We start from the raw sequence: 24685 nt of genomic DNA, 5'->3' as shown, positions 1-24685 counted from the left end.
AAAATTCTGACTGAAAATTGAAGCTGCTGGCCTTAATAAACTGTTGCGATCAACGTTTCTTCAGTACAGCGCGGCCCTGCTCATCCGCCTCGATGACTCCGGCCAGCTTCAGCAGATCGCCGTACTGATCGGATGGAACAGTGACCTTGCGAACCGTGTAAGTACGGGTGTAGTGCAATGTGTTGCCTTTCACTTGAATGGAGCTTTCGTAAGCGGCGAAGCCGAGATCGAGTTTGACCGGGTCAGGCGTCTCATCGACGGTATAACCCGCTGGCAGTTCAATGCTGAAGTCATCCGTTGCCTGCAGCGTCTGCCGCAGATTGATGGGAACCTTGCGCGCCTTGTGATCTGTCTCCATCCCATCGCTGCCAAGCACGCGGGGGCGCACCATCAGCAGCGGTCCCATGGCCTTCGCAAAGTGGTCGGCACTCAGCGAGTACGAGGTGGTCAGCTCTTTACCCAGAGACGCCGCATTCTGCACTGCAAAGCCGGAGACAGTAAAGGTCGTGAAGTCCCTGCCGAGGCTGTTGTCGAGAAAGTCGCTCTGCTGCTTCGCATCTTCCATCACATACAACCGGCGGCGACTCTCAGAGATATCTCCATATCGCTTCTCGGTGACCGTTCCCTTGAGAGAGCCGTCCGGCTCAAGCTGAAAGCTCGCCGTTCGATGAATGGTATTAAGCTCCGGGGGCAGAACCGGAAGCGCAACAATCTGGCTCTGGTCTCCCTCCAGCAGAAGGCCATAGCTACCCTGAAGCCCATGCTCAAGCTGGCCAAAGGGAGTCTTGTCCCAGGTTGGATCGAAGATGAGATATTGGCGGCCGTTCTTCGCCGTGATGACGCTGTGCAGCTTGGGCGAGTTATAACCCTGCGGTATCTCGATGGCCGCGATCATATGATTGCCAACGATCGACGGCGCATCCGGGTCGATGACACCACGACTGCTATCGACCATCATTAGCGCGGAGTTGATACCCACGCTCGAAAGCATCGCCGAAAGCAGCGTGGCCTTGTCTTTACAATCGCCATAACGATTGTGAAAGATGTCGCCTGCAAAGTGAGGCTGATAGCCGCCGATGCCCATCTCGATGACAAAGTACCGCACCTGGTCCTGCACGAACTCTCCGATGGCCTCCGCCTTGTCGTAGAAATCTGTCTTGCCCGCCGTCAACTCGCTCGCCTTTGCTGCAATCTCAGGGGTGGCCGCAAGCCGATCTTTGGAAAGCCCCTGATACCACTCGCCGATACTCTGCCATGTTCCGTCCGTCGTCACCGGAATCCCCGCGCCCGAGTAATGCACCGTCATGCGCCCGGCAAGCGAAAGCTCCGACGGGCGGTAGAGAACATGGTTGAGATCAATTGCGGGAACATCTTTCATCTCCCATCGCCAGCGTTGGCTCTCAAGGTCAGCCGCCTTCGTCGGCTCATGATGGGCCCAGACCGTCCCATAGGTGTAGCCCGGCGGCAGCTCGAGGGTAAAGGTCTGGCTGAGGCTGGGCAGATCGGTCTGAAAGAACCAGGTCTTCTCGGTCAGCAGCGGACGGATGCGCTGCTCATACTCATAGGCGATAACGCCTCCGGGGTCGCGGCCCGGAGCGTTGGCGACTTCGACCTTATCGTCCTCAAAAAAATTCCCCTGCCCCGGATAGCCATATTGGACGAACTCGTTGTCCTTCATGGCATATTGGTGGCCATCCGATCCAATGCTCCAGACGTGGAGCGAAAGGATCTTCGTGTCCTTATCGAACGGAACGGCAACCGTACCCTCGTCCCGCCCCTGAGGACGCAAGATCTTCACCACGCGCCGGTAATGCTCCGTGGCCTGGCCATTGGCTCCGACGCTGTAGGTGGTGTCGTCGAGAAGGACGACGGCGTTGGTCTCCGCAGGGTAGTCCGGCAGCTTTTGTGCGGCAGCATCGCGCACCCAGTCCGGAACGCTGTCCTGCTTGGCAAAGCAGAGTGGTACGGCAGAAAGAAGAATCAGGACAGCAGTCGCAAAGCGATAGCGGCAGGCCCAGGGAGACGGTCTTGCATCGTGTGTCATCGGGCCTCTTGCACGCCAATCTTTCACTAGCAAAGGTAGGTCAAAGCTCAAAATCCAGATTGAATGCGTGCGAAAGTTATACGACGGCGAGGCGTTTCAGATCAAGGCAAATAAATCGCAAGAGCTCCCATTCAAAGGATTAAGCCGCCCTACAGATCCATTTTGGTCTGCCCATCGGAAGCGTCCCGTATTACTGCTTCTGATTGTGGAGTTCGATCTTCACAAACCGGGGGAAATAAAGACTCATGTCCTTAAGCACCTTCTCGTCCGGTCCATTGGCCGCATAAGTGACGATCAAATCCGCGCCCTTCAACTCCGCATGAGATTTTCCCGCATAAACAAAGGCGCCGGGCGCATTGGATTCAGGCGGCCGATAGATCGCCTGCGGAGAGCTCCAAGGCCCTTCCAGCTTCTGCGCCCGCCGCATCACGATATCGGTAGCACCAAACCCTCTGTTATAGATTTCAATAAAGCCGCTCCCCACGGGATTGCGCTGCACACTCGCCTCTGTCGCGGTCGCGAGCAGGACCGGATGACGGCCGGAGGCAGACGTCTGCCAGTCTTTGCCCGACCACCATTGAATGGGGCCGAACCTGCCTCTCGCAAGAGTCGCCACACGCAAACGCGCCAGGTAGAGATCGTGTTCTGGCTCGCTCTCGCCAAAGAGATAAATGAACCCGCCATCGCGTACCACCGCCGACCCCATGATCACCGTGTCGCTGATCTCCGTAGCCATCTTCAAATTCCAGATGTTTGGCTCGGCGTCCGGATTGGTCACCCAGTAAGCATTCCAGCCCGCAGACTTAAATCCAAGCGAACCTTTCGTATTGTCGGGGGCCATGCGCGAGCTGAACAAGAGCAGCTTATCTCCAATCCGGATGCCGGAGCCCGGCCACATCCACGACTGGCCCTCAGACGGAAAGATCTCAGAAAAACTCTCTCCTCTGGTCCGCCAATAGAACTTGATCGTTGCATGAGAGGGATCGTAGCCGGATTGAATCGCAACCGTGTTGCGGACAAATGCTGCCTGACTTCGATCGTCTCCCGGCTTGCGAGCGACAAAGGTATCACCGAACGTCCAGAGCACCCGGCCATTGCCGAGATCGATGGAAAAGGCACCATCGGCCCCTAACCACCGAGGATCGGCGTGGAAGAGCCTGTCGGCTTCTGGCCATGGCGTCCCCGTCTGCGCAGCCGCAATCGACGCCATGCTCATTGCGAAGAACAGGATAAAGAGATTGCGCAGTACGACGCGTCTGCCCCCATCCTGCCTGCAATACTTCCGAGCCGTCGTGAAGAAAGACGCCATAGGAACCTTGTAGTTGCCATCCATCGATGCAGTCTGCCTCAACCTAATGAACTCGTCCCAGGAGGAAACGCGCAACCGGAAATTCTTTGCGGCACACGTAGCCGAAACCAGCCTCTCAGGCCAGGCCGGTGCTCTGCGCCTGCTCATGCGCGTGATAGCTCGAGCGCACCAGCGGCCCGCTCTCCACATGCCGGAAGCCCATCCCCAGCGCCTCATGCTTCAGAAACGCAAACTCCTCCGGCGTGTAGTACCGCGTCATCACCAGGTGATCGCGTGATGGCCGCAGATACTGCCCGATCGTCAAGATATCCACCTTGCGGTCAGCCAGGTCGCGGAAGACCGCCAGCAGCTCGTGCATCTCTTCGCCCATCCCGACGATGATGCCGGTCTTGGTCACAATCGACTCGCCCGTCTCCGCAGCAATCGCTTTGGCCTTCTCCAGAAAGCCCAGCGACCGTTCATACCGTCCGCCGCTCTTGGCCACGCGATACAGACGAGGAACCGTCTCGATATTGTGGTTCAGAATCTCCGGCCCGGCCGCGACGACCAGCCGCAGAGCCTCTTCGACGCCCTGAAAGTCCGGGGTCAGCACCTCGACCCTGCATCCCGGAGCCTGCAACCGGATCTCTTCGATCACCTTCACAAACGCCTGCGCCGCGCCGATATTGTCGTCATCGCGGTTCACGCTGGTAATCACGGCATGGGCAAGGCCCAACTGCGCCACCGCATAGGCCACCCGCCGCGGCTCGTCAAGGTCGATCGGCTCCGGCCTGCCCTTGGGCACGGCACAAAAACCGCAACGCCGCGTGCACAGATTGCCCAGCATCATGAAGGTCGCAGCCTTCTGGTTCCAGCACTCGCCGATGTTCGGGCAGTGCGCACTCTCGCAGACCGTATTCAGGTTCAGCTCGCGCGCCATCTTCTTCAACGCATGGAAGGTCTCGCCCATCGGGGCCTTGGCCTTCAGCCACGCGGGCTTGGGCGCCGGCTTCCTCGGCGACAAATCAATCTGCACCAGCTCAGCAGTCGGAGTCATCTCTTCCATTCTATCGATTCATCTGAAAACATCTGTATCCACTTACTTAAAGCATCCCGAAGCGATCTATTTCGCGTCCTCGTACTCCTCGTGCCATGCCTTCTGAATTGCCTCCAGAATGCCTTCGTTCGACTTTGCGGGATCGCCCGTAAACCCGGGCAGCTCGGTCACATAGCGGTGTAAATCAGTAAACCGGACGGTATACGGGTCAAGCTCCGGAAACTTCTCCTGCAACTGGATTCCGATCTCTTCCGAATCCGTCCATTCAATCTCGCGAGCCATGGCTGTTCTCCTCTCCCCATTTTACGACGCACCCTCAAGCCTTTGATTTCTGTCAAAATTCTGCGTTAACTCAACAAATTCTCTTCCCTAAATAGCGTATTCTGGTATATATGTATCCCATCCGGGATATATGTGTATCCCCATTGGGACCGTTTGGAGGTGTATTTTTCTTGGCAGAGGTTCGAGTACAAGAGGGCGAACCCCTTGAAAATGCTCTGCGCCGCTTTAAGCGCAAGGTACAGACCGAAGACATTATCAAGGAAGTCAAGCGTCACTCCTTTTATCTGAAACCAGGTGAGAAGAAGCGCGTAAAAGAAGCGCTCGCGCGCAAGCGCAATCGCAAGAAGGTCCGTAAGGAGCAGGACTAATCGCTCCCTAACCAAGTCAGGCCGTCCCGGCTCTCACGCTGCGGACGGCCGCTTGAAACAGCCAGCAGATGGACTCCCGCCATTGATCTGGTCTTCCCGGCAGAGAGAGCCCGTGCAGCGGCTCACCGTGACCGGAATGTCTAATTTATCCGAGAAGCACGCAGCAACGGGCCCCTATACATCCTGCAAGGAAAGATTACGAACAAGGTTGAGCGCCCGTCGGCCTCACGATATCCAATGCCTACGGGTATTCACCCTTTTTCCGCAAGACGGGAGAAGCGGCTATGGAATTTGTGGATAGGCTTTTAACCTGCGCAGACTGTGGTGGTGAGTTTATCTTCACCGCTGGCGAACAACTCTTTTTCTTCGACAAGCAATTCAAGAACGACCCCAAACGCTGCAAGCCTTGCAAGTTCAAGCGCGCGAACGCAACCGTGCGCCCTGGGACAAGTTCATCGTCTCCCATACTTTCACGGACGGAGACCCGGACCAAGTGCTCGGAGTGCGGGATCGAGACCACCGTTCCCTTCAAGCCGACGCAAGGACGGCCCGTGCTTTGCCGCCAGTGCTTCCAGCATAAGCAGCCTCTCGCTGCCGTTGGAGCCGATCTGGTAGCAGCGGCCTCGGAGGGAGCGGCAATCAACGCGGACGCACTTGCCGCCATTCCGCACGCCTGACTAGGACAGCCGGTCCTCCCATTAAGATAGAGTGGGAGGGCTTTTATGCACACGGCTGATTCTGATCTGGTGCGCGCGCGAACGCAGGTTGGCGACTTCGAGCTGACGGTCTGCACCGATGGGACCTACAAGCTCGACGGCGGAGCCATGTTCGGTGTGGTGCCCAAAACGCTCTGGCAAAAACGTGCCGAGGCCGACGAGCAGAACCGCATTCTGCTTGGCCTCAATACGGTCGTAGTCCGGACCGGAGAGCATACAGTGGTGATCGAAACCGGCATCGGCAACAAGCTGTCGCCGAAGCTGCGCGAGATCCACGAGAACCAGGAGCTTCTGCCGGCGTCGCTCGCAGCCGCAGGTGTCGCCGTCGAAGAGGTGGACTTCGTCATCAACACTCACCTGCACTTCGACCACTGCGGCTGGAACACAACCTTGCAGCCGGATGGCTCGGTGACGCCGACCTTTCCGAACGCGCGCTACTTCGCGCATCGCGGCGAGGTCGAACACGGCCACCTGCAACTGGAGCGCGACCGCGTCAGTTATCTCTCGCCCAACTACGATCCGCTGATCGAATCCGGCCAGATGACGTTAATGGATGGCCATGATGTGGTGATTTGCCCGGGTGTCCGCGTCGAACTTTTTCCGGGGCACACGGCGCAGATGATGGGCGTTCACATCGAGTCGGGCTCGGAACATGCGTGCTACATCTCCGACCTGATTCCCACCAGCGCGCACCTCGATGCGACCTGGGTGATGGGCTACGATCTCGATCCTCTGGAGACCATCGTGCAGCGCAAGCGTTTCTATCAGCGGGCGATCCCGGAGAAGTGGCTGGTCCTGTTCACCCACGACCATCGCACCCCCATGGCGCGCATAGGCTTGAATGACAAGCAGAAACCAGTAGTGGTCGCTACGGACTGACCTGGCTCAACGAAGCCCAAAGCCATCGCTGCCCGCCCTATTCTCTTCGAAGAGGGCGATGCCCCTTAGGCGAAACCTTTACGGCCCGCGTAAAGAAAGCCCGCTCCCGCGAGACCGGTGGCCAGCAGCAGGAAGGAAGATGGCTCGGGCGTCATGGCAGTAGGAGCGACCGTGTACACACCGTTAGAAAAGGCCTGACTGTCCTGGAATTGTCCGGTAGCGGTGCAAGGAAAAGACGCACATTGCGCAAGGCCATCTTCGGAAAGAACATTTTCCCGATCAAACATGTTGCCGGTGGGATTGAAGAATGTCGGGACGGAGAAATTGATGACAAAGTTGCTGATCGGCGCGTTGGGGTCAATCGAGACCGTTCCCGCCAATGTTCCTCCCGTCGGCCCCGACAGACTTCCTTCGGCATAGTCCAAAGGATCGCTGAAAGAATAGGTGACGTTCTCCGTCAACCCGGGTCCAGGGAGCAAAGTGGGCACGTCAAAAGTGGCTGACAGGGTTGATCCAGGATGCAAATCTCCCAGATTGAAGGTGATCGTCTCGAGAGTGTCAGCCTTCGCCAAACCTGCTCCAGCGATTAATAAGACAGCGAAAAGAAATGCTTTCATGAGCGTTCCTCAACTTGAAAATTGGTCTCTCTGGCCGGGCACCAAATTTAGCACCCGTCGCTTTCCGTGTCAAAATGGAACACCGGGATCGACGCTTAAATGAAAAAGCCCTGCCGAAGCAGGGCTTTTTTCAGAGTTGCAAAGATCTATGCGTTGACGACGATCGGATCGATGGAGACGAAACGGCCGATCTGGCCACGGTCCTGAAAGCGTACTACGCCGCTGACCTTGGCGAAGAGGGTATCGTCCTTGCCGCGGCCTACGTTCGCGCCGGGCTTCAGCGGTGTTCCACGCTGACGGACAAGGATGGAGCCGCCGGTGACGGTTTCGCCGCCGAAGCGCTTGACGCCGAGCCGCTGTGCATTTGAGTCGCGGCCGTTTTTAGAAGAACCTAAGCCTTTTTTATGTGCCATTGCATTGCCTCTTTCGCGCTGCCCTCAGGCGCGCATGAAAATCTGAATTTCAAAAAGCAAATACGAAGATTTGCTTGATCTCTTTTACTTCGCTGCTTCTTCTTTAAAGCTCTTACCGTTGACCTGAATCTCGTTGATCTTGACTTCGACGAAGTTCTGGCGGTGGCCCTGCATCTTCTTATACTGCTTCTTGCGCTTGAGCTTGAAGACGAGGATCTTGTCGCCACGGCCTTCACCGAGCACGGAGGCGAGAACCTTCGCTCCGCCCAGCTCGGACTCGAACTTGCCTGCTTCGCCGCTGACGGCGACGATGTCCGAGAACTCCACTGCGCCATTTTCGTGGGCGGTGGTCTCGATCTTCAATTTGTCGCCTGGGGCAACGCGGTACTGTTTGCCGCCGGTGCGGATGACTGCGTACATAGCTAAAACCTCAAGCGTGCGTTGCTAAAACGCTGCCGCTTCTTCACATAGATTGTGCTGCATGGGGCGAATACAGGAGCACTGCATCAAGCCAACTGGCTGAGCCGTCGCATCTTTCGCGGACTCAAGCCTGTCGTCCCTGTAACCCAGAATCGAGACACACGGGTTACAGCGCCAAACTTAAGAAGTGTATCGCGTTTCCGGGGGAGGGTCAACATGCGAAGACCTTCGTCTCGTGGCAATTGCATGTAACCGATAAAACCATACGGGACCGGTTACATGCCGACTCAATGTAACCGGTCAACTGCGCTTTATCCGGTTACATGCGTCAAGCTCGCAGATTAGTAGCTGCGCTGGTAGATACGGGAGATACGGTCGTGCCAGCCCAGGCCATCGTCGTCCAGCCACGCCCAGAGGAAGCCAATGCCAAGAGGGCAAGCTGCGAGAAGTGCGGCCAGAATGCGGCGGCGCATGGCCGCACGAGTGGGATTCTCGTCGTTGAAGGTGCAGAGGCCGATGTGGGCATAGCGCATCCCCGGCGTAGTGTCGGAAAAAGTAAAGAACAGTGCCTGATAAAGCAGCGCCATCAGGGCCAGAACTCCGACAGAGCCAATAGCTGCGACCTGGACAGGAAGTTGCGGAACCCCGAGCTTGCCCAGCGTAAGCGAACAGACAGCGACGAAGCCGAGAAAGGCGGCGAGGAGGATGCAGCCATCGACCACCGCGGCCATCAGGCGCAGGCTGGGAGAGGCGGCGTGCAGCGGAAGCACAGGGCTGAAGGGTAGTCGCGAGGTCTCCGGTTCGACGTAGGAGGAGACCGGCTGCGCGTTGAGCAGGATGGAAGACCACTCGGGAATGATGGATTCGGCGGACTCTGCTGCGGGCGCGGTGGAGATCTGGGCCGACTCGACCTCGAAGATGCGAAGCTGGGTTGCGTCGTGGGCCTGCTCGGCCTCTTCGCGCAGGGGGCCTTCGGCGATACGCGGACGGGCGCGGCGCGAGGCGACGAGCTGGCGGGGAAACTCGATGAGATTGGCGGGGATCTCAACCGGCGCGAGGCGATCTTCAAAGGTGGGAGACTGACGGAAGGCAATCTCGTCTTCGAGAGCGAGGCGCTCCTCTTCTTCGATCTCTTCAAAGGGGTCGTGATAGCGGTTATGGCTCGCGCCGCTGAAGGGTCCGGGAATCGAGTGGTTGCGGTCTTCGTAGAGGCGGACGGTGAGGCCGGCGCTGGAGACCTGGGTTTGCGGCTCGGTTAGAGAAAACGCAGATCCTCCGCCTTCGGCGAAGGATGACAAAGTTGGGGGAGTCGCGGGGGCGAAGGATGACAAAGCTGGCGAGGAGATCGGTGCCGAAGGGGCGGGGGGTGGCGTGAGCTCCCACTGATCGAGTTCGGCGAGCAGCGCGTTCTGCGCATCGGCGATGGCCTGCGCGCTGCGGGCGGCTACTTCGGCGGCGGCGTGGGCCTCCTGAATGGCGCGTTCGGCCTCGGCTGCGAGGAAGGCCCGGTAGCTTTGTGACTGGGCGTAGCGCTCGGCTACGGCAGCCGCGATTTGGGCGGCGCGAGGCTTTGCCGCCGTGGGGCGAACGATGGATGGCGTTGGCGCGGCGGCCTGCTGGCCGTGACGGGCGCGGTGGGCGGCGAGGCGCTCAGCCACCTGCTGCTTAAGGGCAAAGGGAGCGAGGGTTGCTTCCGATTCCGCGGCGGCTTCGTCCAGTGGCTGTATGTCAAGCTGTGCAGAGCTCATTGTGCTCAAACCTAAACCCGCTTCCGTGAAATCGTTTAGCCTCAAAGGGTGGTGCGTCTGACAAGTTACGAAATACCTGAACGAGAGAAAAGGGCCGAGCTGCAGGGCCAATTGCTTTCGCATCCTGTGCCGTCCGTGGAATCCCCCCTTGCATCCCATCTTGCATCAATGAGACGCCGCGTACGGGGAACCATTTACCTCTTGATAACTATCACGATGATTGCATCAAGTCATCCACAGCTTCGTGCCCAAGAGGTGACGAATCAGGCAACCCCCGCGGCGACGCTTCCGGATGCGCCGGAGGCAGACCGCTATCCAGAAGCGATTGTCGTTCCTGAAGTGGAGAAGACGGCCCCTGTAGTGATGGAGTCGGACACGCAATCGAAGACGGGCGACCGCTATGTGCTCGATGGGAACGTCCTCATCATTTACGGCAATCGCAAGGTCGAGGCCGACCACATCGAGTACGACAGCGCGACGGGCGAGTTGGAGGCGACGGGCCACCTGAAAGCGACGGGCGGGGCGAACAACGAGATCATCAACGCCAGCCACGGAACCGTCAATCTGAACAAGCAGACGGGGCGGTTCTACGATGTTTCGGGCTCGGTGGGGCTGAAGAACTCCGGCCACAACAAGATGGTCTACGCGAACGGCCATCCTTTCCTGTTCACGGGCCGGGTGGTGGTAAAGAAGGGGCCGCAGGAGTACGAGGTCTATGACGGCACGGTGACGTCGTGCCAGTTGGAGCATCCCGACTGGCTGCTGTATGCCGGCAAGTTCGAGGTCAGCGACGAGATGGCAAGCGCGCATAACAGCGTCTTCCACCTGTTCAATATTCCTCTGCTCTATATGCCTTATGTGACGCATCCGGTGGACACGGAGGGGCGGCAGAGCGGCTTGATGATTCCGGTGATCGGCGAGTCATCGACGAAGGGCCTGATCCTGGGGGAGCAGATCTACTTCGCCATCAACCGGAGCACGGACCTGACGGTGGGCGCGGAGTATTTTTCGAGCAGAGGCTGGTCGCAGTCGGCGATGTTTCACTATCGCGGGCGGGACACGGATTTTGTGACGGCACGCTACAGCGGCCTGCTGGACCGGGGCTATGTGACGGGCGGCGTGTATGTGAACCAGGGCGGGCAGGATGTGACGTTCTCGGGTCGGCATGACTTTGGCAGGCCGGCTGCTTCGACTCCGGCTTCGGAGGAGACTGTCGCAGGGCAACAGGCCGCTCTGGCAGATGCTGCACCGGCGCATACGAGGATCGTGAGCAGCATGGAGTATCTCAGCTCGTATCCTTATCGCGAGGCGTTCACGGAGAACTTCAACGAGGCGGTCTCGACCGACATTCTTTCGTTTGCGTATGGCGTGCATGAGGCGGATGGGTTTGAGTCGGATGTGCGTGCTGACCGCTATCAGGGATTGAAGCGGGTAGCGGTGCCTGCAACGCCGACGACCCCGGCGATTCCGGCGCAGGAGATCCGCATCTTTCATGTCCCGGCGCTGGAGATGTATTCGACCGACCATGCCATTGGCAACAGCGGCCTGCTATGGAACTTTGAGAGCTCGGCGAGTGGGCTGAAGCGGGTGCAGCCTGACTTTGTCAGCAGCGGCGTCACGCAGCGGTTCGACCTGCATCCGGAGATCTCCTATCCGCTGAAGCTCGGCGAGTGGAAGTTTCTGCCTTCGCTGGGAGTTCGCGAGACGCTTTACAGCCGGAGCCTGAAGCCGCCGACGAATCCGACGGACCCGTCTGTGGAGCACAGGGGCGGGTTGAGCCGGAGCAATGTCGAGGCGCAGGTGGATATAAGGCCGCCGGTGATCGAGAGGACGTTCGACTCGAAGTTCGTCGAGAAGCTGTTCGGCAATGATGTACGCCATACCATCGAGCCGGAGCTGAAGTACCGCTATGTGGGCGGCGTGGATAATTTCCTGAAGGTGCTGCGCTTCGACGACATCGATGTCGTGAGCGATACCAATGAGCTGCAGTATGGCGTGACCCAGCGGCTGTTCCTGAGGCCGGTGAAGGGGAAAAAGGCCAAGCCGTGCAAGGTTGCGGAGAAAGAAAAGGACACCGACCAGACGCAGGAGGAGGACGATCCCGAGGCGGCTTCGAACAAGTGCGGAGCGCGGGAGTGGATTAGCTGGCGGCTGACGCAGAAGTACTTTTTCGACAAGAACTTTGGCGGCGCGGTCGTAGATGGAAGACGGAATATCTTCGACACGACGCTGAACCTGTCGGGCGTGGCATTTTTGACGGAGGCGCGCGAGATCTCGCCTCTGGTGTCACGGCTGAGGGTAAGGACGTCAGCACATATGGACGTGGAATGGGACTTCGACCTGGATACGGGGGCGAAGAAATTTACGTCGAACAATGTGCTGGTGGACCTGCACGAGGGCAATGCGTTTGGCGGGTTGAGCTATGCGCGGCTGAACGCTCCGGGGCGGTCGTACACGCAGGGGACGGCCTCTCTGGTCTCGGACTTCAGCCAGTTGCGGCTGCTGGCGGGGTACGGGTCGCCGACGAAGGTGGGCCTGGGCGTCGCGGCGAATGTGGGGCTGGACCTGAATCTGGGGCAGATGCAGTATGGAGCGCTCCAGACCTCGTATAACTGGGACTGCTGCGGGTTCAGCGTGGAGTATCGCAAGTACGAGCTGGGCTCGGTGCGAAACGAGAATGCGTACCGGTTCAACTTCACGCTGGCCAACATCGGGTCGGCGGGGAATCTGCGGCGGGCGGAACGGCTGTTTTGAGTGAGGGTCGGGGTGGCTTTCTGACGGCTTTGCGGCGGGCAAAGGCGAAATACAGGGGTCTCTCCACTGCGCTTCGCTCCGGTCGAGATGACGTACGTTTGAGGGTGGGGTGAGCGTGGATTGGACGTGGGCGAGGAATGAGAAGGGTCTCGACGGTCGATTGAGGCCGGTTCTGAGATAATCAGAGAGTGCAGATTGCAGTGAGACCCTTCCGTATTCTTGTCTTCGCCCTTACCCTGGCGGCCCTCGGCTGCCACGCTCAGGTACCAGCGGAGGCCAACGGGGGAAAGCTCTCTCCTGAATTGACCCGGCGCGTGCAGGTTCTGATCCGGTCGCGGTCGGGCGTTCCACCGGAGTACGAGATCGCGGTAGGGCCGCGGACCAAGAGCGACGTTCCCGGCTTCGATGCGATTGCCGTTACATTCTCGTCGGAGGGAAAGACGAGCAAGCCTGTGACATTTCTGCTTTCGGAAGACGGCAAGACGCTGGCGCAGTTCAGCAAGTTCGACATCAGCAAAGACCCGAAGCAGTTGGTGAGCGATGAGGGACGGCCCTCGCGGGGCGGTCCGGCAAATGCCCCGGTGCTGATCGTCGCATTCGACGATCTGGAGTGCCCGTTTTGCGCGAAGATGCACGAGCAGGTGTTTCCGGCGCTGACTACGCGTTACAAGAACCAGGTGCGCATCGTCTATAAAGATTTTCCTTTGAGCCAGCATCCGTGGGCGATGCATGCGGCCGTCGATGTGGAGTGCATCGCGGCGCAGAGCCCGACGGGATATTGGAACCTCGTGGACTACATTCACGCTCATGCGGCAGAGATGGGCGGAGCCGAGAGAAGCGTCGCCAAGGCGAACGAGACGATCGACTCGCTGACCAAGGCTGAGGGGGTTCGGCAGAAGGTGAATGAAAGCACGCTGGCTGCGTGCCTCGCCAAGCAGGACGACACCTCGGTGCAGGCCTCGATGAAGCTGGGCGACGATCTGGGGGTCGATTCGACACCCGCGCTCTTCATCAACGGCGAAAGGATCGTAGGTGCGGTCCCGATGAAATATGTGTATAAGGCTATTGATGATGCGCTGACGGCCTCAGGCCAGACTCCCCCACCCCCGCCGCCGGATGAACCTGTCCAACCCACCGAGACTTCGCCGGCGACCAAGCCAGGAAACTAGCGTTCATGCAGGAGAATTGATTACGTGAAGAGATTGTCGACCGATACTAATGCAGCTTTGCCTGTTTCTACTGTGACTGCGCGCTTGCAGCGCCAGGTTTCCATTCCGATTGCCCTGCTGATGGCTGCCGCCCTGTTTCCGATTGCGGGCTGCAAGCAGGAGCATAAGGCCGATGTGGTGGCCACGGTGAACGGCCACGCCATCATGAAGTCCGAGATGGACAAGGCGTATGAACAGCAGTTGGGCCAGCAACAGCAGCAACCTTCGTCGGAGGACCAGGCGAATTCGCTGCGGCTGAACGTGCTGAATGCGCTGATCAGTGAAGAGATTGTGCAGCAGCGTGCCGCCAAGATGAACCTGACGGCGACCAACGAAGAGGTCGACACCAAGCTGAACGAGATGAAGGCCCGCTACACCGAGGACCAGTTCAACCAGCAACTGGCGGCCAACCATACGACGCTCGATGAGGTGAAGCACGACCTGCGCCGTTCGCTGACGCAGAACAAGCTGCTGAACAAGGAGATCAACTCGAAGATCACGGTGACCGATGCGGACGTCGCCAACTACTACAACCAGCACAAGTCCGAGTACAACCTGATCCAGACGCTATATCATCTGGCAGCGATCCAGGTGACGGATGTGCCGTCGGCGCAGCCCGTGAATCTGCAGAACAGCAAGGCCACTTCGGACGCTGAGGCCAAGAAGAAGATCCAGGCGCTGAAGAACCGGCTGGACAGCGGCGACGACTTCGGTACGCTGGCGATGAACTATTCCGAGGAACCGGAGTCGGCGCCGAATGGCGGAGACAAGGGCTTTGCCACGGCAGACCAGATGAAGGCCGCCGACCTGACCATCTATAACGCGGTGATGCAACTGAAGCCGGGCGAGGTGACGCCCATCCTGCCGTTGCCGGATGCGCAGACCAAGAAGTCTGCGGGATATGCGATCTACAAGTTGCTTGCCATCGAACCGGCAGGCCAGCGCGAGTTGAAAGACCCGAGCGTGCAGCAGTCGATTCGGCAGCAGCTCCACGAGGGCCGTTCGCAGTTGCTCAAGAACGCCTACTTCGAGATGCTGCGCGATCAGGCGAAGATCGAGAACTTCTACGCCGAAGAGATCTTCAAGAACGACGCGCACTAAAGATCATTGACCTCTGTATTTGTTTTTGTTCGATGGATAAACACAGGACAAATACAGGGGTCTCTCCACTACGCTTCGCTGCGGTCGAGATGACGTGCATTTGAGGTGCGGTCAGGCAAAGCGCTATCTATGGTCGAGATGACGTTTGTTGGGGTGCGTCTCATCGCGCAGTAGAAATGCTCTAAACTTAAAGCATGACTCAGGCTCCGGTACGCTTTGCGATTCTCGGCTTTGGATACCATGCGGTGCGGCGGCTGCTGCCTGCTTTTGCCCCGTGTAACGATGCGACGCTGGTAGGAATGTGGCGGCGCGATCAGTCGGCTGCGGCGCAGGATTGTGCCACGCACAAGATCGCTCACTGCTTTGCGACGCGCGAGGAGCTGTGTGCTTCGCCGGAGGTCGATGTGGTCTTCATCACGTCGCCGGACGCGATGCACAAGGACGATACGCTGCTGGCCTTGAAGCATGGCAAAGCCGTACTGTGCGAGAAGCCGCTGTCGATGAACACTGCCGAAGCAGAGGAGATGGCCGCGGCGGCGAAGGCGGCGGGACTGCTGTTTGGCGTGGGGCAGAACTTTCGTTTCAATCACAGCCTGGACTGGATGCGCGAGCAGGTCGCGGCGGGCCGCATCGGGCAGCCACAGATTGCCCACGCGCAGTATTCCTATCCGGCAGCCAACGCGCCGAGGAAGTGGATCACCGATCCGACGCTGGCCTGTGGCGGCCCGATCGCCGACGTCGGCGTGCATTGCATCGACGCTTTGCGCTATGTGCTGGGCGAGGATGTCGTGAGCGTCAGCACGCTGGCACGGCGGGACGACGCATCGGGCAAGGTCGAGGCGATTGCCTCGCTGCAACTGGAGATGACCGGCGACGTCTATGCGAATGTGACGGCGAGTGCGCGCGCACCGTACCGGACTCTGATCGAGATCAACGGCAGTGACGGTGTGCTGGTTGCGGAAAATGGGTTGACGGTGGACCGTCCTGTGCAACTGCAACTGCGTCGGGCCGGAGAGCTGGTCGAGACGGTGACGCTCGAGAACGGCGACGGGTACACGCGGATGCTGGATAGCTTTGCGCGGGCGTTTCGCGGGGAAGAGACGTTTGCCGCGTCGGGTGAGGACGGCGTGCGGAATATGCGCGCGCTCGATGCAGCGTATAAGAGCTGGCAAAGCGGGTTGCGCGAGACGGTTTAAGCCATTGAGTGTTTGAGGCTCGTCCGAGGAACGCAAATACAGGGGTCTCTCCACTACGCTTCGCTTCGGTCGAGATGACGTGCAGTTGTGGCCGGGCCCTGGTCGAGATGACGTGCTTCTGTTCTCAAAACTTGACTCTCTTCGAGAGAGCGTTAGCGGATCGCGGCTGCCAGTGTGCTGGCTTCGCCGCGGCGGTGGTAGGCCAGATCGCGTGTGGGTGCATCGGCGGGCGGCAGATATCGCTTGTAGACGCTGATGTGAAAGCAGGACTGCTGAAACTCCTCTTCGACATCGATCTTGCCTTCCTGAATCAGCGGAAGAAGATAGCCGCGCATCCAAGCTACCTCGGTACGCGACAGGCCGTGCTTCGCGATATCGATGGCCTGCCCGGTGAGATGAGGCGATGCCGTATCGCCTTCCGCCGGAGCGGCGTTGCCGTTGATGCGGATGAGGTGCTGCTGGAACTCGACGGTGCGGACGGCTGAGTTGATCTGCAGCGGCGTGTGGAAGTGAGCGTAGTGCGCCCGCGCCATGCTGGCGAGGAACACCGCGGTCCAGGGCCGGGTGTAGCGGCGGTTTTCGGGCAGGCGGTCATCGACCTGCAGCGCATAGCTGGTGGGAAGGGGAACCAGCATCCGCTTGCCGCGCATATCCATTAGGTCGGCATCGTTCTGAATGCGGTCGAGGCCCTCGCGGTCGGCAACTTCATTCTGGCGAATGAGAATTTCGTGCGAGCCCTTGAGCGGCGGAGGAATGATGAGGCGTCCGCGCTTGTTGTAGAGCATGGGAAGGATGGCGGGAGTGACGGCCTCATCGGCGATGCTCTTCAACTGGGGCTTCTCTGCCGTGGGTCGAATGACGTTGACTACGGAGACGGGCCGGGCCACCGAACGCGATCTGCGAGAAGAGCGGCGCGAATGAGTGACGACTGCGGCACGCTCGGTGCGATGCGGTGCCGGGGCTTGCTGAACGTCCTGCTTGACGGAAGCCGCCTTCAGGAAGTCATCCGAGGTGGCTTTTCGTGGCCCGTTATCGGAGACGCTGAGACGGCGAGGAGTGGAGCGCCGGGCTTTGGCCCTGCCTGTCCTGACTGGCTCCGCCTGATGGCGCCTGGTTCGCGTGTGGCTTGAACGGACGGGAGCAACACGCGGCTCTGCGGTGTGCCTGCGTGCTGCCGTGGCCTTGCGATGAGCTTGCTGATGAACAGCCGCTGACTTACGGGCACGGTGGTGCACAGGTTTGGCAAGGAGCGTGGCAGGGATAAGAAACAAGACTGCAAGCGCCAGGAAGGCCGGAAGTGTAGCGTTCAACCGCATCATGTTTTGAGAGGCGCGGAACGTCAGAGCAATTCCTACCTTAGAGAGTCTCTAGTCATAGTGTAAGTAATCAGGTGGGTTCCGTATACTCATCAGTAACTAGGGAGCATGGATGCGGAAGTTGCTGGTGGGCTGTGGGATGGCTGGAGTTGCCTTGCTGGGGTGGGCATTGCGGACTGGGACAGTGCAGGCAGCGCCGAATGAGGCAGCGACGACGCAGTTTTATACGACGCGAGTGCAGCCGATCCTCAGAGAACATTGCTACCGCTGCCATGGCGGATTTAACCATCGAGGCGGGTTGAATCTCGCGACACGAGCGGGAATGTTGAAGGGCGGCCACGATGGCTCGGTTCTGGTTCCGGGCGATCCGGCGAAGAGCCTGCTGGTCAGGCTGATCCGGCATGAGGGTCCAGCCAACGACCCGATGCCGATGCCGCCGAAGTCGCCGAAGATTTCGGACGCGGATATCGCGACGATCACGCAGTGGGTGAAGGCGGGAGCGATTATGCCTGAAGACGCGGCGAGACATTAGTTTTTTTGAGATGGCGATTGCCCCGGTCGAACGAAGGCAAATACAGGGGTCTCTCCACTCCGCTGCGCTCCGGTCGAGATGACGTGCAGTTGTGGTTATCGAGAAAAAGCAAGAGCAATGGCAACGGCTATGAGCTGGGGAGTTTTTTGGGAAGCGATCTCAGATGGCTCTGATATTTGGCCAGCGATCTTTCGCAGCGTCGAGTGAAGTTCTGGGCGAGGCGCGATGAGTCGCCGAGTTCTTGGTGGGCGATATCGGAGAGGGTGAGCCAATCGTGCCAGTCGCCTCCGGATTGCTGGAGCGACTCGAAGGTGCGGGCGAGGCTGCGGGTGGCGGTCGAGGCCACCGACTCTGAGATATAGCGGGCGAGTTTGGCAGCTTTGCGAATGCCGTGGAGCTGGCGATGGTTCTGCTTCGCGGTGGTGGGAGCGTTGTGGGCGTACCAGTCGAGTGCGAGCGTAGCTAAATGTTCGGCGGAGAGAGTGAGGGATTCGGCGGGAGCGAGGGCCTCTAACGTTACCTCGAGAGCGCGGGCAAGTTTGGCCTGGTGCTTGTGAATCGTGATGAGGAGTTTTTCGGCGGCCTGCTCGCGCTGTTGCTTGAACAGGCTGCGGAGCTGGTCAGCTTCGCCGGATTTGGATTGGATGAGATCGCGCTGCACGTCAAGATCGCGGACGCGTCCGGCGGCGCGGCGCAGCTTGCGAAGCCGCTTCCGCGCCTTTCTTGCTGGCTTGTCGTGCCTGGGAAGATCGGGCAGGAGCGCAAGCAGTTCGAGCTGCGCCTCGATGCGGCGAGTGCTGGTGCGGAGATGGTGGACGGGGCGAGGTTTGGGATCGGCGAGCGTAAGGGTGATGGCAGCTTCAAGCGAGGTGATCAGCTCGCGCAGGGTGCGAACGGGATGAGCGGCGGCGGCCATGTGGATTGGATGCTTGCAGGATCGTGCGGGAATCGGCATCCAAGGAGTGTGTATCCGTCGCACGGGGAGCGACCGACATTAAGGTTTGGGTGAGATAGACTTGTGCCACTTCGGTGGACAGAAACAGGGGATGAGATGGTCTCGATCGTTCAGCAGGAGCCGAAGAAAAAGAGCTCGGTGAAGCAGAAAGTCCTTGGGTTTTTCAAAATTCTTGGCCCCGGCGTGATTACGGGTGCGGCGGATGATGATCCCTCCGGCATTGCTACCTACTCGCAGACGGGCGCTCAGTTTGGATTCGGTCAGCTCTGGACGGCGCTCTACCAGATACCGCTTCTGCTCGCGGTTCAGGAGACGTGCGCACGCATCGGTGCGGTGACAGGCAAAGGGCTTGCCGGAGTTATCAAGGAGCACTATTCACGCAAGATCCTGATCGGGGTTGTGGTGCTGGTGGCTGTTGCCAACACGATCAATATCGGGGCCGATATCGGCGCAGTCGCAGCAGCAGGTCAATTGGTGGTGAATGTGCCGTTCTGGCTGCTGGCGGTCGCGACCACCGCTCTGCTGGTGGTGTCGGAGGTTCTGATTACCTATAAGACCTATGCCAATGTGTTGAAGTGGCTGGCACTGGCGCTGTTCTCCTACCCGGCAACGGCCCTTATCGTGAAGCAGCCGTGGAAGCAGATTCTGTATGCGACGGTGGTGCCGCATATCGAGCTTACGTTTGCCTTCTTCTTCATCATTACGGGCGTCTTTGGAACATCGATCTCGCCGTACATGTTCTTCTGGCAGGCCTCGGAAGAGGTGGAAGAAGAGCGTGCCGTAGGGATGAGATCGGACCGCGATGGCAAACCACGGCTGCCGCGAAGATTCCTTCGGGACATGCGGATCGACACGCTGATCGGCATGGCGTCGGCGGAGCTTGCACAGTGGTTCATCATCATCACGACGGCGACGGTGCTCTTCAAGCATGGGACGACGACGATCAATACGGCGGCCGATGCAGCCAAGGCGCTGGAACCGCTGGTGCGATCGTTTCCCAACTCCGGGCAGGTGGCGAAGGACGTGTTCGCAGTCGGCATCATCGGGCTGGGATTGCTGGGGATTCCTGTGCTCGCGGGCTCCGCTGCTTATGCGCTGGCGGAGGCTTTTGGCTGGAAGGAAGGGCTATCGAGGAAGTTCAAGAAGGCGCGTGGATTCTATGGCGTCATCATCGTGTCGATGCTGATAGGGCTGCTGCTGAATTTCATCGGCATCGATCCAATGAAGGCGCTGGTCTTCACTGCAGTCTTCAACGGAATCGCTGCGGTGCCTCTGCTGTATTTGATTGCGAAGATCAACGGCAGCACCGAGATCTTGGGAGAGGAACGCGGTGGTGGGCTGTCGCGGGGCTTTGTCTGGATGACCTTTGGCGTGATGGGGCTGTCTGCGATCGCTCTGCTATATACGCTGATATCCCAGCATTTAGGGAGATAAGCGCAGCGCTGAACTTGTACAATGGGCGCGTGGCCGGACGGCCTGGCTGCGAACGTCAATCTCAAGGGTAAGGAGACACGATGGCAGGTAAGTTTGTGCTCAAGACAGCGAAAGATGGACAGTTCTACTTTGTGCTGGAGGCTGGAAACGGCCAGGTGATTTTAACCAGCGAGATGTACGTCGCCAAGGCTTCGGCGGAGAACGGGATCGCGTCGGTGCGGAAAAATGCCGGCAACGATGCGCACTATGAACGGAAAGAGCAGCATGGCGGCCATGCGATGTTCAACCTGAAGGCAGCAAACCATCAGGTGATCGGGACGAGCCAGGGCTATTCGTCGAATGCAGCACGGGATGAGGGGATTGCATCCGTCAAAGCCAATGCCGAGACGGCTGCTTTGGAAGATTTAGCCATTTAGAGACGTATCGATTTACAAGTTAAGGAAGAAAGCGTCCCCGGTTCTGCGGGGACGCTTTCTTCTTTTGAGTATCTACTTTGTGGCGGCAGCGGGTTGGCCGACCTTGCGGACGGCGGCGTCGACGATGGAGTAGAGAAGCTGATCGTGGTCAGCTTTGGCCTGGGTCTTAATGTCGTTACCGACCTGCTGGCCAGCGGCTTCGGTCTGCGGCAAGGTGAGAGAACGGTTCTGAGCGGAGATGGCAGCTAACTGCTGAACGATGTCGAAGAAGGTATCTTCGCTCTTGTTGGCGAGGTGCCAGCACTGCGAAACGGTGCAGGTGAGAATCTGCTGGTCGGTCCAGGGGTGAGTCTGCGATGCCTGATCGGCGTCAGGCGTGATGGTCGCCGGCGACTGTCCGGGTGCGGCGCTCTGCGTTGTCGTAGCGGCTGGCGTTTCGGTGGTTGGGGCTGGCGTCTTGGGGTTGCAGCCAGCGGTGAGCAGAAGCGCGGCGGCGAGGGTGAGGCAGGCGGGGAGCGGCTTCGAGATCATCGTCTTCATCTTATTCACGGTCTTCATGGGTCGAGTTCCCTTTCTTGCTGAAGGTGGAGGCTAGCGGCGGTGATGGTGGTCGTAGCGGTTGTTGTCGCGCTTGCTCTGTGCTGCCTGGCCGACGACTGCACCGATGCCAGCTCCGGCTGCGCCGCCGATGATGGTTCCTTTGAGACCGCCGCCGAAGACGGCGCCGAGAAGTGCTCCGCCGCCTGCGCCGATGAGGGCGCCTTTTCCTGGCCCGATTCCGCCCTGATTGCGATTGTCGTAGCGGCGGTTGTCGTTGTAATGGCCGCCGCGACCGCCGTTGCGCACTCCGTTATTGAAGTTGGAATTCTGATTTCGATACTGGGCGCTGGCGGTCACGGGGAGAAAACTCGTGGCCAGCATGAGAGGGGCGATGAGTATAGCTTTTCGTATCTTCATCATGCGGGGTTAGATGCGGGTTCGGTTGGCCGCGTCCGGATTTTTTCGCGGGCGTCCAAGGTACCCCCTCCCCCTGGGGGTACTTTAGTCTCAAAGTCTTCATTCTTTTTTGACTTAGGTCTGGACTTGCCTTGTAAAGTATTGATTTTATTAGACCCGCAATGCAACCTTTCGGCAAAGTCTTGATTCCAAAGGAGAAGGCCCGAATTTATGCGGAAACTTGGTATTTGGGGCCTAAGTTAATTGTAGCGAATGGAGGGAAACTCATCTGCAATCGCTATGTTGTTGATGGTGCGTTAGATGAGGGTGTTTAGGGCTTGACAAGATTTGTTCACCCGATGGAAGTCGGCTGCAAATTCCCTTGTCTCGCTACTGAGGTTAGGGTACGGTTGGGCGTTTCTGATTTAGTTTCCCTGGGAGGTTTCTATGAGGCCGATGCTTGCTGGTTCGCTGGTTTTAATCGTTGTACTTGGTCAGGTTGCGTTGGGTCAGGAGTCTCCGGCTGCCAATCCGGCGACGAATCCGGTTGCGAGTCCGGCGACTGCTCCCGCTGCTGCGGGTGAGGCTGCGACTGAACCTTCGCGCAAGGACACGTACACGCTGGCCGAGGGGACGGATGTCGAGCTGCAGTTCGCGCAGGACCTGAGCTCGTCGACGTCGTTCGAGGGCGACCCGGTGGCGCTGACGCTGGTGAAGGACTTGAAGGTTGGGGACGTTGTGGTGGCGAAGGCAGGCAGCAGCGCGTATGGCGTGGTGACCAAGGCGCATAAGTCGGGGATGATGGGCAAGTCGGGGCAGTTGGAGATCCGGCTCGACTACCTGAAGGCGGGCGACAACAAGATCAAGCTGCGCCAGACCAAGGGCAAAGAAGATGAGGGCGGGATCAGAGGAGCGCTGTCTTCCCCGTTTGGCCATGTCAAGCATGGCAAGAATGTGGAGATCAACGCGGGTGATCCGCTGCATGCCTATGTGGCGAATGATGTTTTGCTGTCGCCGGTGAGTTAGTGCGTGGTTGCGCGAATGCCCACATCTCAAAATCGAGATATGGGGCACCCAGCCGCCGCCTGTTTCGTAGCTCGACTGTCTACCTTCCGGCGGGGTCGAGACCCACTTTGTATCTAGTTGTTTGTCGGCTAGTCTGATTCTGAGGGAGCGGATGCTGGGGGAGTCAGAGAAGCCATAAGAAGAACTTTGGAAGTGATGCCGTGAACTAGCGTTGAATGCTATAGTATTCAGAGAGGCTGTGAGATAAGTGTTTTATTATTACGGTCGCAAGAAACAAATCGCGCGCCACTATGCAACCCCGAAGTATGACACGATCATCGAACCGTTTGCCGGTGCGGCGGCCTATGCGCTGCACTCTTCCCACTGGATGAAAAAAGTTATTCTTGTGGAAAGAGATCACAAGGTTGCTGAAATATGGCGCTGGCTCATTGAATCAGCTACCCCAGAGCAGATTCTCGCGCTGCCAGACTTAAAGGTCGGCGAAAGAAGTACTGAATTTCTGCATATCGTCCATGCTGCAACAAAAATGGCATTTAAGTACAAATGCATCAAAGTGACACCGGTCTTGGAACGTAACTGGGAAATAAGCAAACGGGTAATGGCCGCTTCGATCCATAAAGTGAAACACTGGAAAATTATAGAGGCCGATTTCACGGCGGCTCCGGATATAAAGGCTACGTGGTTTATTGACCCTCCGTACAAATCTGAACCAGGGCAGGGGTATGCTCACGGCAGTTCTGATCTGAATTATGAGGCGCTCGCTGGATGGGCTTTACAGCGGAAAGGTCAGCTAATATTCTGCGAAGGTGCGTTCGGAGATTATTTGCCTTTCAATCGATTACTAGATTTACCTGGGGTGGCTGGAAAGAGAAGCAAAGAGGTTGTGTATTACGGTTCTGGCTCAGAACTCTCGCAATTAAATTTCTCTTATTGATCAATTAAATAAATTGTTGTGTAGAGTTCCCGGAAAACAATTCTCAAACATTTGTATATATTCATCCTCCTCCCACAGAAGAATCCAGCCGGTTCCCATCTTTGTTTTTCCTGACGCCTTCATTCCGGACACTTTTGTATTTCGGCCTGTTGTGCCACTTATCTGTCCCCAATCGTCTTCACACAAATTGTTCGTAAAAAAAAACGCCGGTGATACCTGGATAGTAGAATGCCTCGTGTTGCTGTATGAAGTCCCAGCTTAGCCCCATGAGTGCTTTCACATCTCGATGATGGGCTTGCCAGGTGATCCCTTCTATATGTGCAACTCTCTTTACACCCGCTCGCAGGTTTGCTCCTTTGGTTATGTTGCCAATAGTACTCTTAACTTCCAATCCGCAAGGATAGTTTCGTAAAGCGGCTTCTGGGGCTTTGGCAGCAGTGAGTGGCAGAATATCGGGGTGGCCTTTTTCGATCGGATTGACGATAGCGTTGACCCTATCAGCCAAGTGTTCGCAAAATACCGCGCCTATAATAGAGCTGCTGGTTTTGAAATCTATACTTCTAAAGAGCGACGCAGGCAGAGCTGCCAAAATATTATTTGTCAATTCAGTAGCATGGAGTACATCTGCTGCATTCACAGCGAATCCGCACTCAGTTGCAAATGCCTTCTTCATCCTATAACTCATCGGGGTTTCCCTCGGTGAGTCGAATCAAGCGGCTGGTTTTTATACCTAAAGCAAGCGCGATGTTCTTGAGTGTATCGACTGTGGGCGATTTTAGGTCGCGTTCAAGCTGGCTGATGTAAGTGCGGTGAACCCCAGCTCGCGCTGCCAGTTCTTCTTGTGAGATATGTGATTTGTTCCGCAGCGAAGCAATGACGGAGCCTAAAGATATATTGTGAGTTTTCACAACTAAAATCTTCAAGTCTTGAATACTAAAGTGCCACAGTCTAAAGTATTCATTTCTTCAAAAATCTTTGCTTAAGGGCACGGCTTCAGCCGTGCCCTTAAGCAATACAAACGCAGATCCCCTTTCAGGGGATGACA

General features: G+C 58.0%; 26 protein-coding genes. 12 read left to right on the top strand and 14 right to left on the bottom strand.

Features of this window, described 5'->3' with window-relative positions; all coding sequences use genetic code 11:
* Nucleotides 1–49: 49 nt before the first annotated feature.
* From GSQ81_RS16685 to iscX, 4 genes are all read right to left on the bottom strand, one after another.
* Nucleotides 50–2044, bottom strand: a complete 1995-nt coding sequence (locus tag GSQ81_RS16685; RefSeq protein ID WP_158911770.1) for a DUF3857 and transglutaminase domain-containing protein — start codon at nucleotides 2042–2044, stop codon at nucleotides 50–52.
* Nucleotides 2045–2234: 190 nt separating this feature from the next.
* Entirely contained in the window at nucleotides 2235–3395 is a 1161-nt protein-coding gene (locus GSQ81_RS16680) for a DUF4185 domain-containing protein (RefSeq protein ID WP_158911769.1), read from the bottom strand.
* 73 nt (nucleotides 3396–3468) lie between these two features.
* Nucleotides 3469–4389, bottom strand: a complete 921-nt coding sequence (gene lipA / locus GSQ81_RS16675) for a lipoyl synthase (protein ID WP_158911768.1) — start codon at nucleotides 4387–4389, stop codon at nucleotides 3469–3471.
* A gap of 66 nt (nucleotides 4390–4455) precedes the next feature.
* A complete protein-coding gene (iscX, locus tag GSQ81_RS16670; RefSeq protein ID WP_158911767.1) occupies nucleotides 4456–4671 on the bottom strand; it encodes a Fe-S cluster assembly protein IscX in 216 nt (71 codons plus the stop codon).
* Between the two features lie 170 nt (nucleotides 4672–4841).
* Here iscX and rpsU point away from each other — a divergent pair, with 170 nt between their 5' ends.
* The 3 genes from rpsU to GSQ81_RS16655 all read left to right on the top strand — a co-directional run bounded on the left by rpsU (nucleotide 4842) and on the right by GSQ81_RS16655 (nucleotide 6634).
* On the top strand, nucleotides 4842–5039 hold the full coding sequence (gene rpsU / locus GSQ81_RS16665; RefSeq protein ID WP_014267628.1) for a 30S ribosomal protein S21: 198 nt from the start codon (nucleotides 4842–4844) through the stop codon (nucleotides 5037–5039).
* Between the two features lie 284 nt (nucleotides 5040–5323).
* A complete protein-coding gene (locus GSQ81_RS16660; protein WP_158911766.1) occupies nucleotides 5324–5716 on the top strand; it encodes a zinc-ribbon domain containing protein in 393 nt (130 codons plus the stop codon).
* Nucleotides 5717–5761: 45 nt separating this feature from the next.
* A complete protein-coding gene (locus tag GSQ81_RS16655) occupies nucleotides 5762–6634 on the top strand; it encodes an MBL fold metallo-hydrolase (protein WP_158911765.1) in 873 nt (290 codons plus the stop codon).
* 65 nt (nucleotides 6635–6699) lie between these two features.
* Here the strand turns inward: GSQ81_RS16655 and GSQ81_RS16650 are convergent, their stop codons facing one another.
* The 4 genes from GSQ81_RS16650 to GSQ81_RS16635 all read right to left on the bottom strand — a co-directional run bounded on the left by GSQ81_RS16650 (nucleotide 6700) and on the right by GSQ81_RS16635 (nucleotide 9832).
* Nucleotides 6700–7251, bottom strand: a complete 552-nt coding sequence (locus tag GSQ81_RS16650; protein WP_158911764.1) for a PEP-CTERM sorting domain-containing protein — start codon at nucleotides 7249–7251, stop codon at nucleotides 6700–6702.
* 146 nt (nucleotides 7252–7397) lie between these two features.
* A complete protein-coding gene (rpmA, locus tag GSQ81_RS16645) occupies nucleotides 7398–7664 on the bottom strand; it encodes a 50S ribosomal protein L27 (protein WP_158911763.1) in 267 nt (88 codons plus the stop codon).
* An 84-nt stretch (nucleotides 7665–7748) separates the two neighbouring features.
* The gene (gene rplU, locus GSQ81_RS16640) at nucleotides 7749–8084 is read right to left on the bottom strand and encodes a 50S ribosomal protein L21 (RefSeq protein ID WP_158911762.1); all 336 of its coding nucleotides are present in this window, start codon (nucleotides 8082–8084) and stop codon (nucleotides 7749–7751) included.
* A 341-nt stretch (nucleotides 8085–8425) separates the two neighbouring features.
* Complete coding sequence (locus tag GSQ81_RS16635; protein WP_158911761.1) at nucleotides 8426–9832, bottom strand: RDD family protein; 1407 nt, start codon at nucleotides 9830–9832, stop codon at nucleotides 8426–8428.
* Nucleotides 9833–10048: 216 nt separating this feature from the next.
* Between GSQ81_RS16635 and GSQ81_RS16630 the strand changes: the two genes are divergently transcribed.
* The 4 genes from GSQ81_RS16630 (at nucleotide 10049) to GSQ81_RS16615 (ending at nucleotide 16091) form a co-directional block, all read left to right on the top strand.
* A complete protein-coding gene (locus GSQ81_RS16630; RefSeq protein WP_254060255.1) occupies nucleotides 10049–12586 on the top strand; it encodes an LPS-assembly protein LptD in 2538 nt (845 codons plus the stop codon).
* 200 nt (nucleotides 12587–12786) lie between these two features.
* Complete coding sequence (locus tag GSQ81_RS16625; RefSeq protein WP_254060254.1) at nucleotides 12787–13755, top strand: thioredoxin domain-containing protein; 969 nt, start codon at nucleotides 12787–12789, stop codon at nucleotides 13753–13755.
* 24 nt (nucleotides 13756–13779) lie between these two features.
* Nucleotides 13780–14895 (top strand): SurA N-terminal domain-containing protein, encoded by a 1116-nt coding sequence (locus GSQ81_RS16620; RefSeq protein WP_254060253.1) that lies wholly within the window; start codon nucleotides 13780–13782, stop codon nucleotides 14893–14895.
* A 194-nt stretch (nucleotides 14896–15089) separates the two neighbouring features.
* Nucleotides 15090–16091, top strand: coding sequence for a Gfo/Idh/MocA family protein (locus GSQ81_RS16615; protein ID WP_158911758.1), 1002 nt, complete (start codon nucleotides 15090–15092; stop codon nucleotides 16089–16091).
* 152 nt (nucleotides 16092–16243) lie between these two features.
* Here the strand turns inward: GSQ81_RS16615 and GSQ81_RS16610 are convergent, their stop codons facing one another.
* Nucleotides 16244–17401 carry a DUF5715 family protein gene (locus GSQ81_RS16610; protein WP_158911757.1) on the bottom strand — a complete coding sequence of 386 codons (1158 nt, stop codon included), beginning with the start codon at nucleotides 17399–17401 and terminating at the stop codon, nucleotides 16244–16246.
* 118 nt (nucleotides 17402–17519) lie between these two features.
* On the opposite strand from GSQ81_RS16610, the gene GSQ81_RS16605 reads away from it, so the two are divergent.
* Nucleotides 17520–17939 carry a c-type cytochrome domain-containing protein gene (locus GSQ81_RS16605; RefSeq protein ID WP_158911756.1) on the top strand — a complete coding sequence of 140 codons (420 nt, stop codon included), beginning with the start codon at nucleotides 17520–17522 and terminating at the stop codon, nucleotides 17937–17939.
* Between the two features lie 127 nt (nucleotides 17940–18066).
* On the opposite strand, the gene GSQ81_RS16600 is transcribed toward GSQ81_RS16605, so the two are convergent.
* On the bottom strand, nucleotides 18067–18894 hold the full coding sequence (locus tag GSQ81_RS16600) for a CHAD domain-containing protein (protein WP_158911755.1): 828 nt from the start codon (nucleotides 18892–18894) through the stop codon (nucleotides 18067–18069).
* A 63-nt stretch (nucleotides 18895–18957) separates the two neighbouring features.
* Between GSQ81_RS16600 and GSQ81_RS16595 the strand changes: the two genes are divergently transcribed.
* Both GSQ81_RS16595 and GSQ81_RS16590 read left to right on the top strand, forming a co-directional pair.
* On the top strand, nucleotides 18958–20328 hold the full coding sequence (locus tag GSQ81_RS16595) for an NRAMP family divalent metal transporter (RefSeq protein ID WP_216846456.1): 1371 nt from the start codon (nucleotides 18958–18960) through the stop codon (nucleotides 20326–20328).
* Nucleotides 20329–20408: 80 nt separating this feature from the next.
* Nucleotides 20409–20744 (top strand): YegP family protein, encoded by a 336-nt coding sequence (locus GSQ81_RS16590; protein WP_158911754.1) that lies wholly within the window; start codon nucleotides 20409–20411, stop codon nucleotides 20742–20744.
* Between the two features lie 72 nt (nucleotides 20745–20816).
* Here GSQ81_RS16590 and GSQ81_RS16585 read toward each other — a convergent pair whose 3' ends face one another.
* Nucleotides 20817–21302 (bottom strand): hypothetical protein, encoded by a 486-nt coding sequence (locus tag GSQ81_RS16585; protein ID WP_158911753.1) that lies wholly within the window; start codon nucleotides 21300–21302, stop codon nucleotides 20817–20819.
* A gap of 33 nt (nucleotides 21303–21335) precedes the next feature.
* Entirely contained in the window at nucleotides 21336–21704 is a 369-nt protein-coding gene (locus tag GSQ81_RS16580; RefSeq protein ID WP_158911752.1) for a glycine zipper 2TM domain-containing protein, read from the bottom strand.
* Between the two features lie 423 nt (nucleotides 21705–22127).
* Between GSQ81_RS16580 and GSQ81_RS16575 the strand changes: the two genes are divergently transcribed.
* Both GSQ81_RS16575 and GSQ81_RS16570 read left to right on the top strand, forming a co-directional pair.
* A complete protein-coding gene (locus GSQ81_RS16575) occupies nucleotides 22128–22706 on the top strand; it encodes a hypothetical protein (protein ID WP_254060252.1) in 579 nt (192 codons plus the stop codon).
* 247 nt (nucleotides 22707–22953) lie between these two features.
* Nucleotides 22954–23640: a hypothetical protein gene (locus GSQ81_RS16570; protein WP_158911751.1), complete on the top strand. Its 687-nt coding sequence runs from the start codon at nucleotides 22954–22956 to the stop codon at nucleotides 23638–23640.
* Between the two features lie 178 nt (nucleotides 23641–23818).
* Here GSQ81_RS16570 and GSQ81_RS19855 read toward each other — a convergent pair whose 3' ends face one another.
* Both GSQ81_RS19855 and GSQ81_RS16560 read right to left on the bottom strand, forming a co-directional pair.
* Nucleotides 23819–24313, bottom strand: coding sequence for a hypothetical protein (locus GSQ81_RS19855; RefSeq protein WP_216846455.1), 495 nt, complete (start codon nucleotides 24311–24313; stop codon nucleotides 23819–23821).
* A gap of 1 nt (nucleotide 24314) precedes the next feature.
* Entirely contained in the window at nucleotides 24315–24563 is a 249-nt protein-coding gene (locus tag GSQ81_RS16560; RefSeq protein ID WP_216846454.1) for a helix-turn-helix domain-containing protein, read from the bottom strand.
* Nucleotides 24564–24685: the final 122 nt, after the last annotated feature.

Source organism: Granulicella sp. L56, from assembly GCF_009765835.1.
Taxonomy (GTDB): Bacteria; Acidobacteriota; Terriglobia; order Terriglobales; family Acidobacteriaceae; genus Edaphobacter.
This window is presented reverse-complemented; position numbering and strand designations above follow the sequence as displayed.

Coding starts and splice junctions, on each gene's coding strand:
- GSQ81_RS16685 (WP_158911770.1), bottom strand. CDS start 2,044: ATGACACACGATGCAAGACCGTCTCCCTGGGCCTGCCGCTATCGCTTT.
- lipA (WP_158911768.1), bottom strand. CDS start 4,389: ATGACTCCGACTGCTGAGCTGGTGCAGATTGATTTGTCGCCGAGGAAG.
- iscX (WP_158911767.1), bottom strand. CDS start 4,671: ATGGCTCGCGAGATTGAATGGACGGATTCGGAAGAGATCGGAATCCAG.
- GSQ81_RS16660 (WP_158911766.1), top strand. CDS start 5,324: ATGGAATTTGTGGATAGGCTTTTAACCTGCGCAGACTGTGGTGGTGAG.
- GSQ81_RS16655 (WP_158911765.1), top strand. CDS start 5,762: ATGCACACGGCTGATTCTGATCTGGTGCGCGCGCGAACGCAGGTTGGC.
- GSQ81_RS16650 (WP_158911764.1), bottom strand. CDS start 7,251: ATGAAAGCATTTCTTTTCGCTGTCTTATTAATCGCTGGAGCAGGTTTG.
- rpmA (WP_158911763.1), bottom strand. CDS start 7,664: ATGGCACATAAAAAAGGCTTAGGTTCTTCTAAAAACGGCCGCGACTCA.
- rplU (WP_158911762.1), bottom strand. CDS start 8,084: ATGTACGCAGTCATCCGCACCGGCGGCAAACAGTACCGCGTTGCCCCA.
- GSQ81_RS16635 (WP_158911761.1), bottom strand. CDS start 9,832: ATGAGCTCTGCACAGCTTGACATACAGCCACTGGACGAAGCCGCCGCG.
- GSQ81_RS16630 (WP_254060255.1), top strand. CDS start 10,049: ATGATTGCATCAAGTCATCCACAGCTTCGTGCCCAAGAGGTGACGAAT.
- GSQ81_RS16615 (WP_158911758.1), top strand. CDS start 15,090: ATGACTCAGGCTCCGGTACGCTTTGCGATTCTCGGCTTTGGATACCAT.
- GSQ81_RS16605 (WP_158911756.1), top strand. CDS start 17,520: ATGCGGAAGTTGCTGGTGGGCTGTGGGATGGCTGGAGTTGCCTTGCTG.
- GSQ81_RS16600 (WP_158911755.1), bottom strand. CDS start 18,894: ATGCCGATTCCCGCACGATCCTGCAAGCATCCAATCCACATGGCCGCC.
- GSQ81_RS16590 (WP_158911754.1), top strand. CDS start 20,409: ATGGCAGGTAAGTTTGTGCTCAAGACAGCGAAAGATGGACAGTTCTAC.
- GSQ81_RS16585 (WP_158911753.1), bottom strand. CDS start 21,302: ATGAAGACCGTGAATAAGATGAAGACGATGATCTCGAAGCCGCTCCCC.
- GSQ81_RS16580 (WP_158911752.1), bottom strand. CDS start 21,704: ATGATGAAGATACGAAAAGCTATACTCATCGCCCCTCTCATGCTGGCC.
- GSQ81_RS16575 (WP_254060252.1), top strand. CDS start 22,128: ATGAGGCCGATGCTTGCTGGTTCGCTGGTTTTAATCGTTGTACTTGGT.
- GSQ81_RS19855 (WP_216846455.1), bottom strand. CDS start 24,313: ATGAAGAAGGCATTTGCAACTGAGTGCGGATTCGCTGTGAATGCAGCA.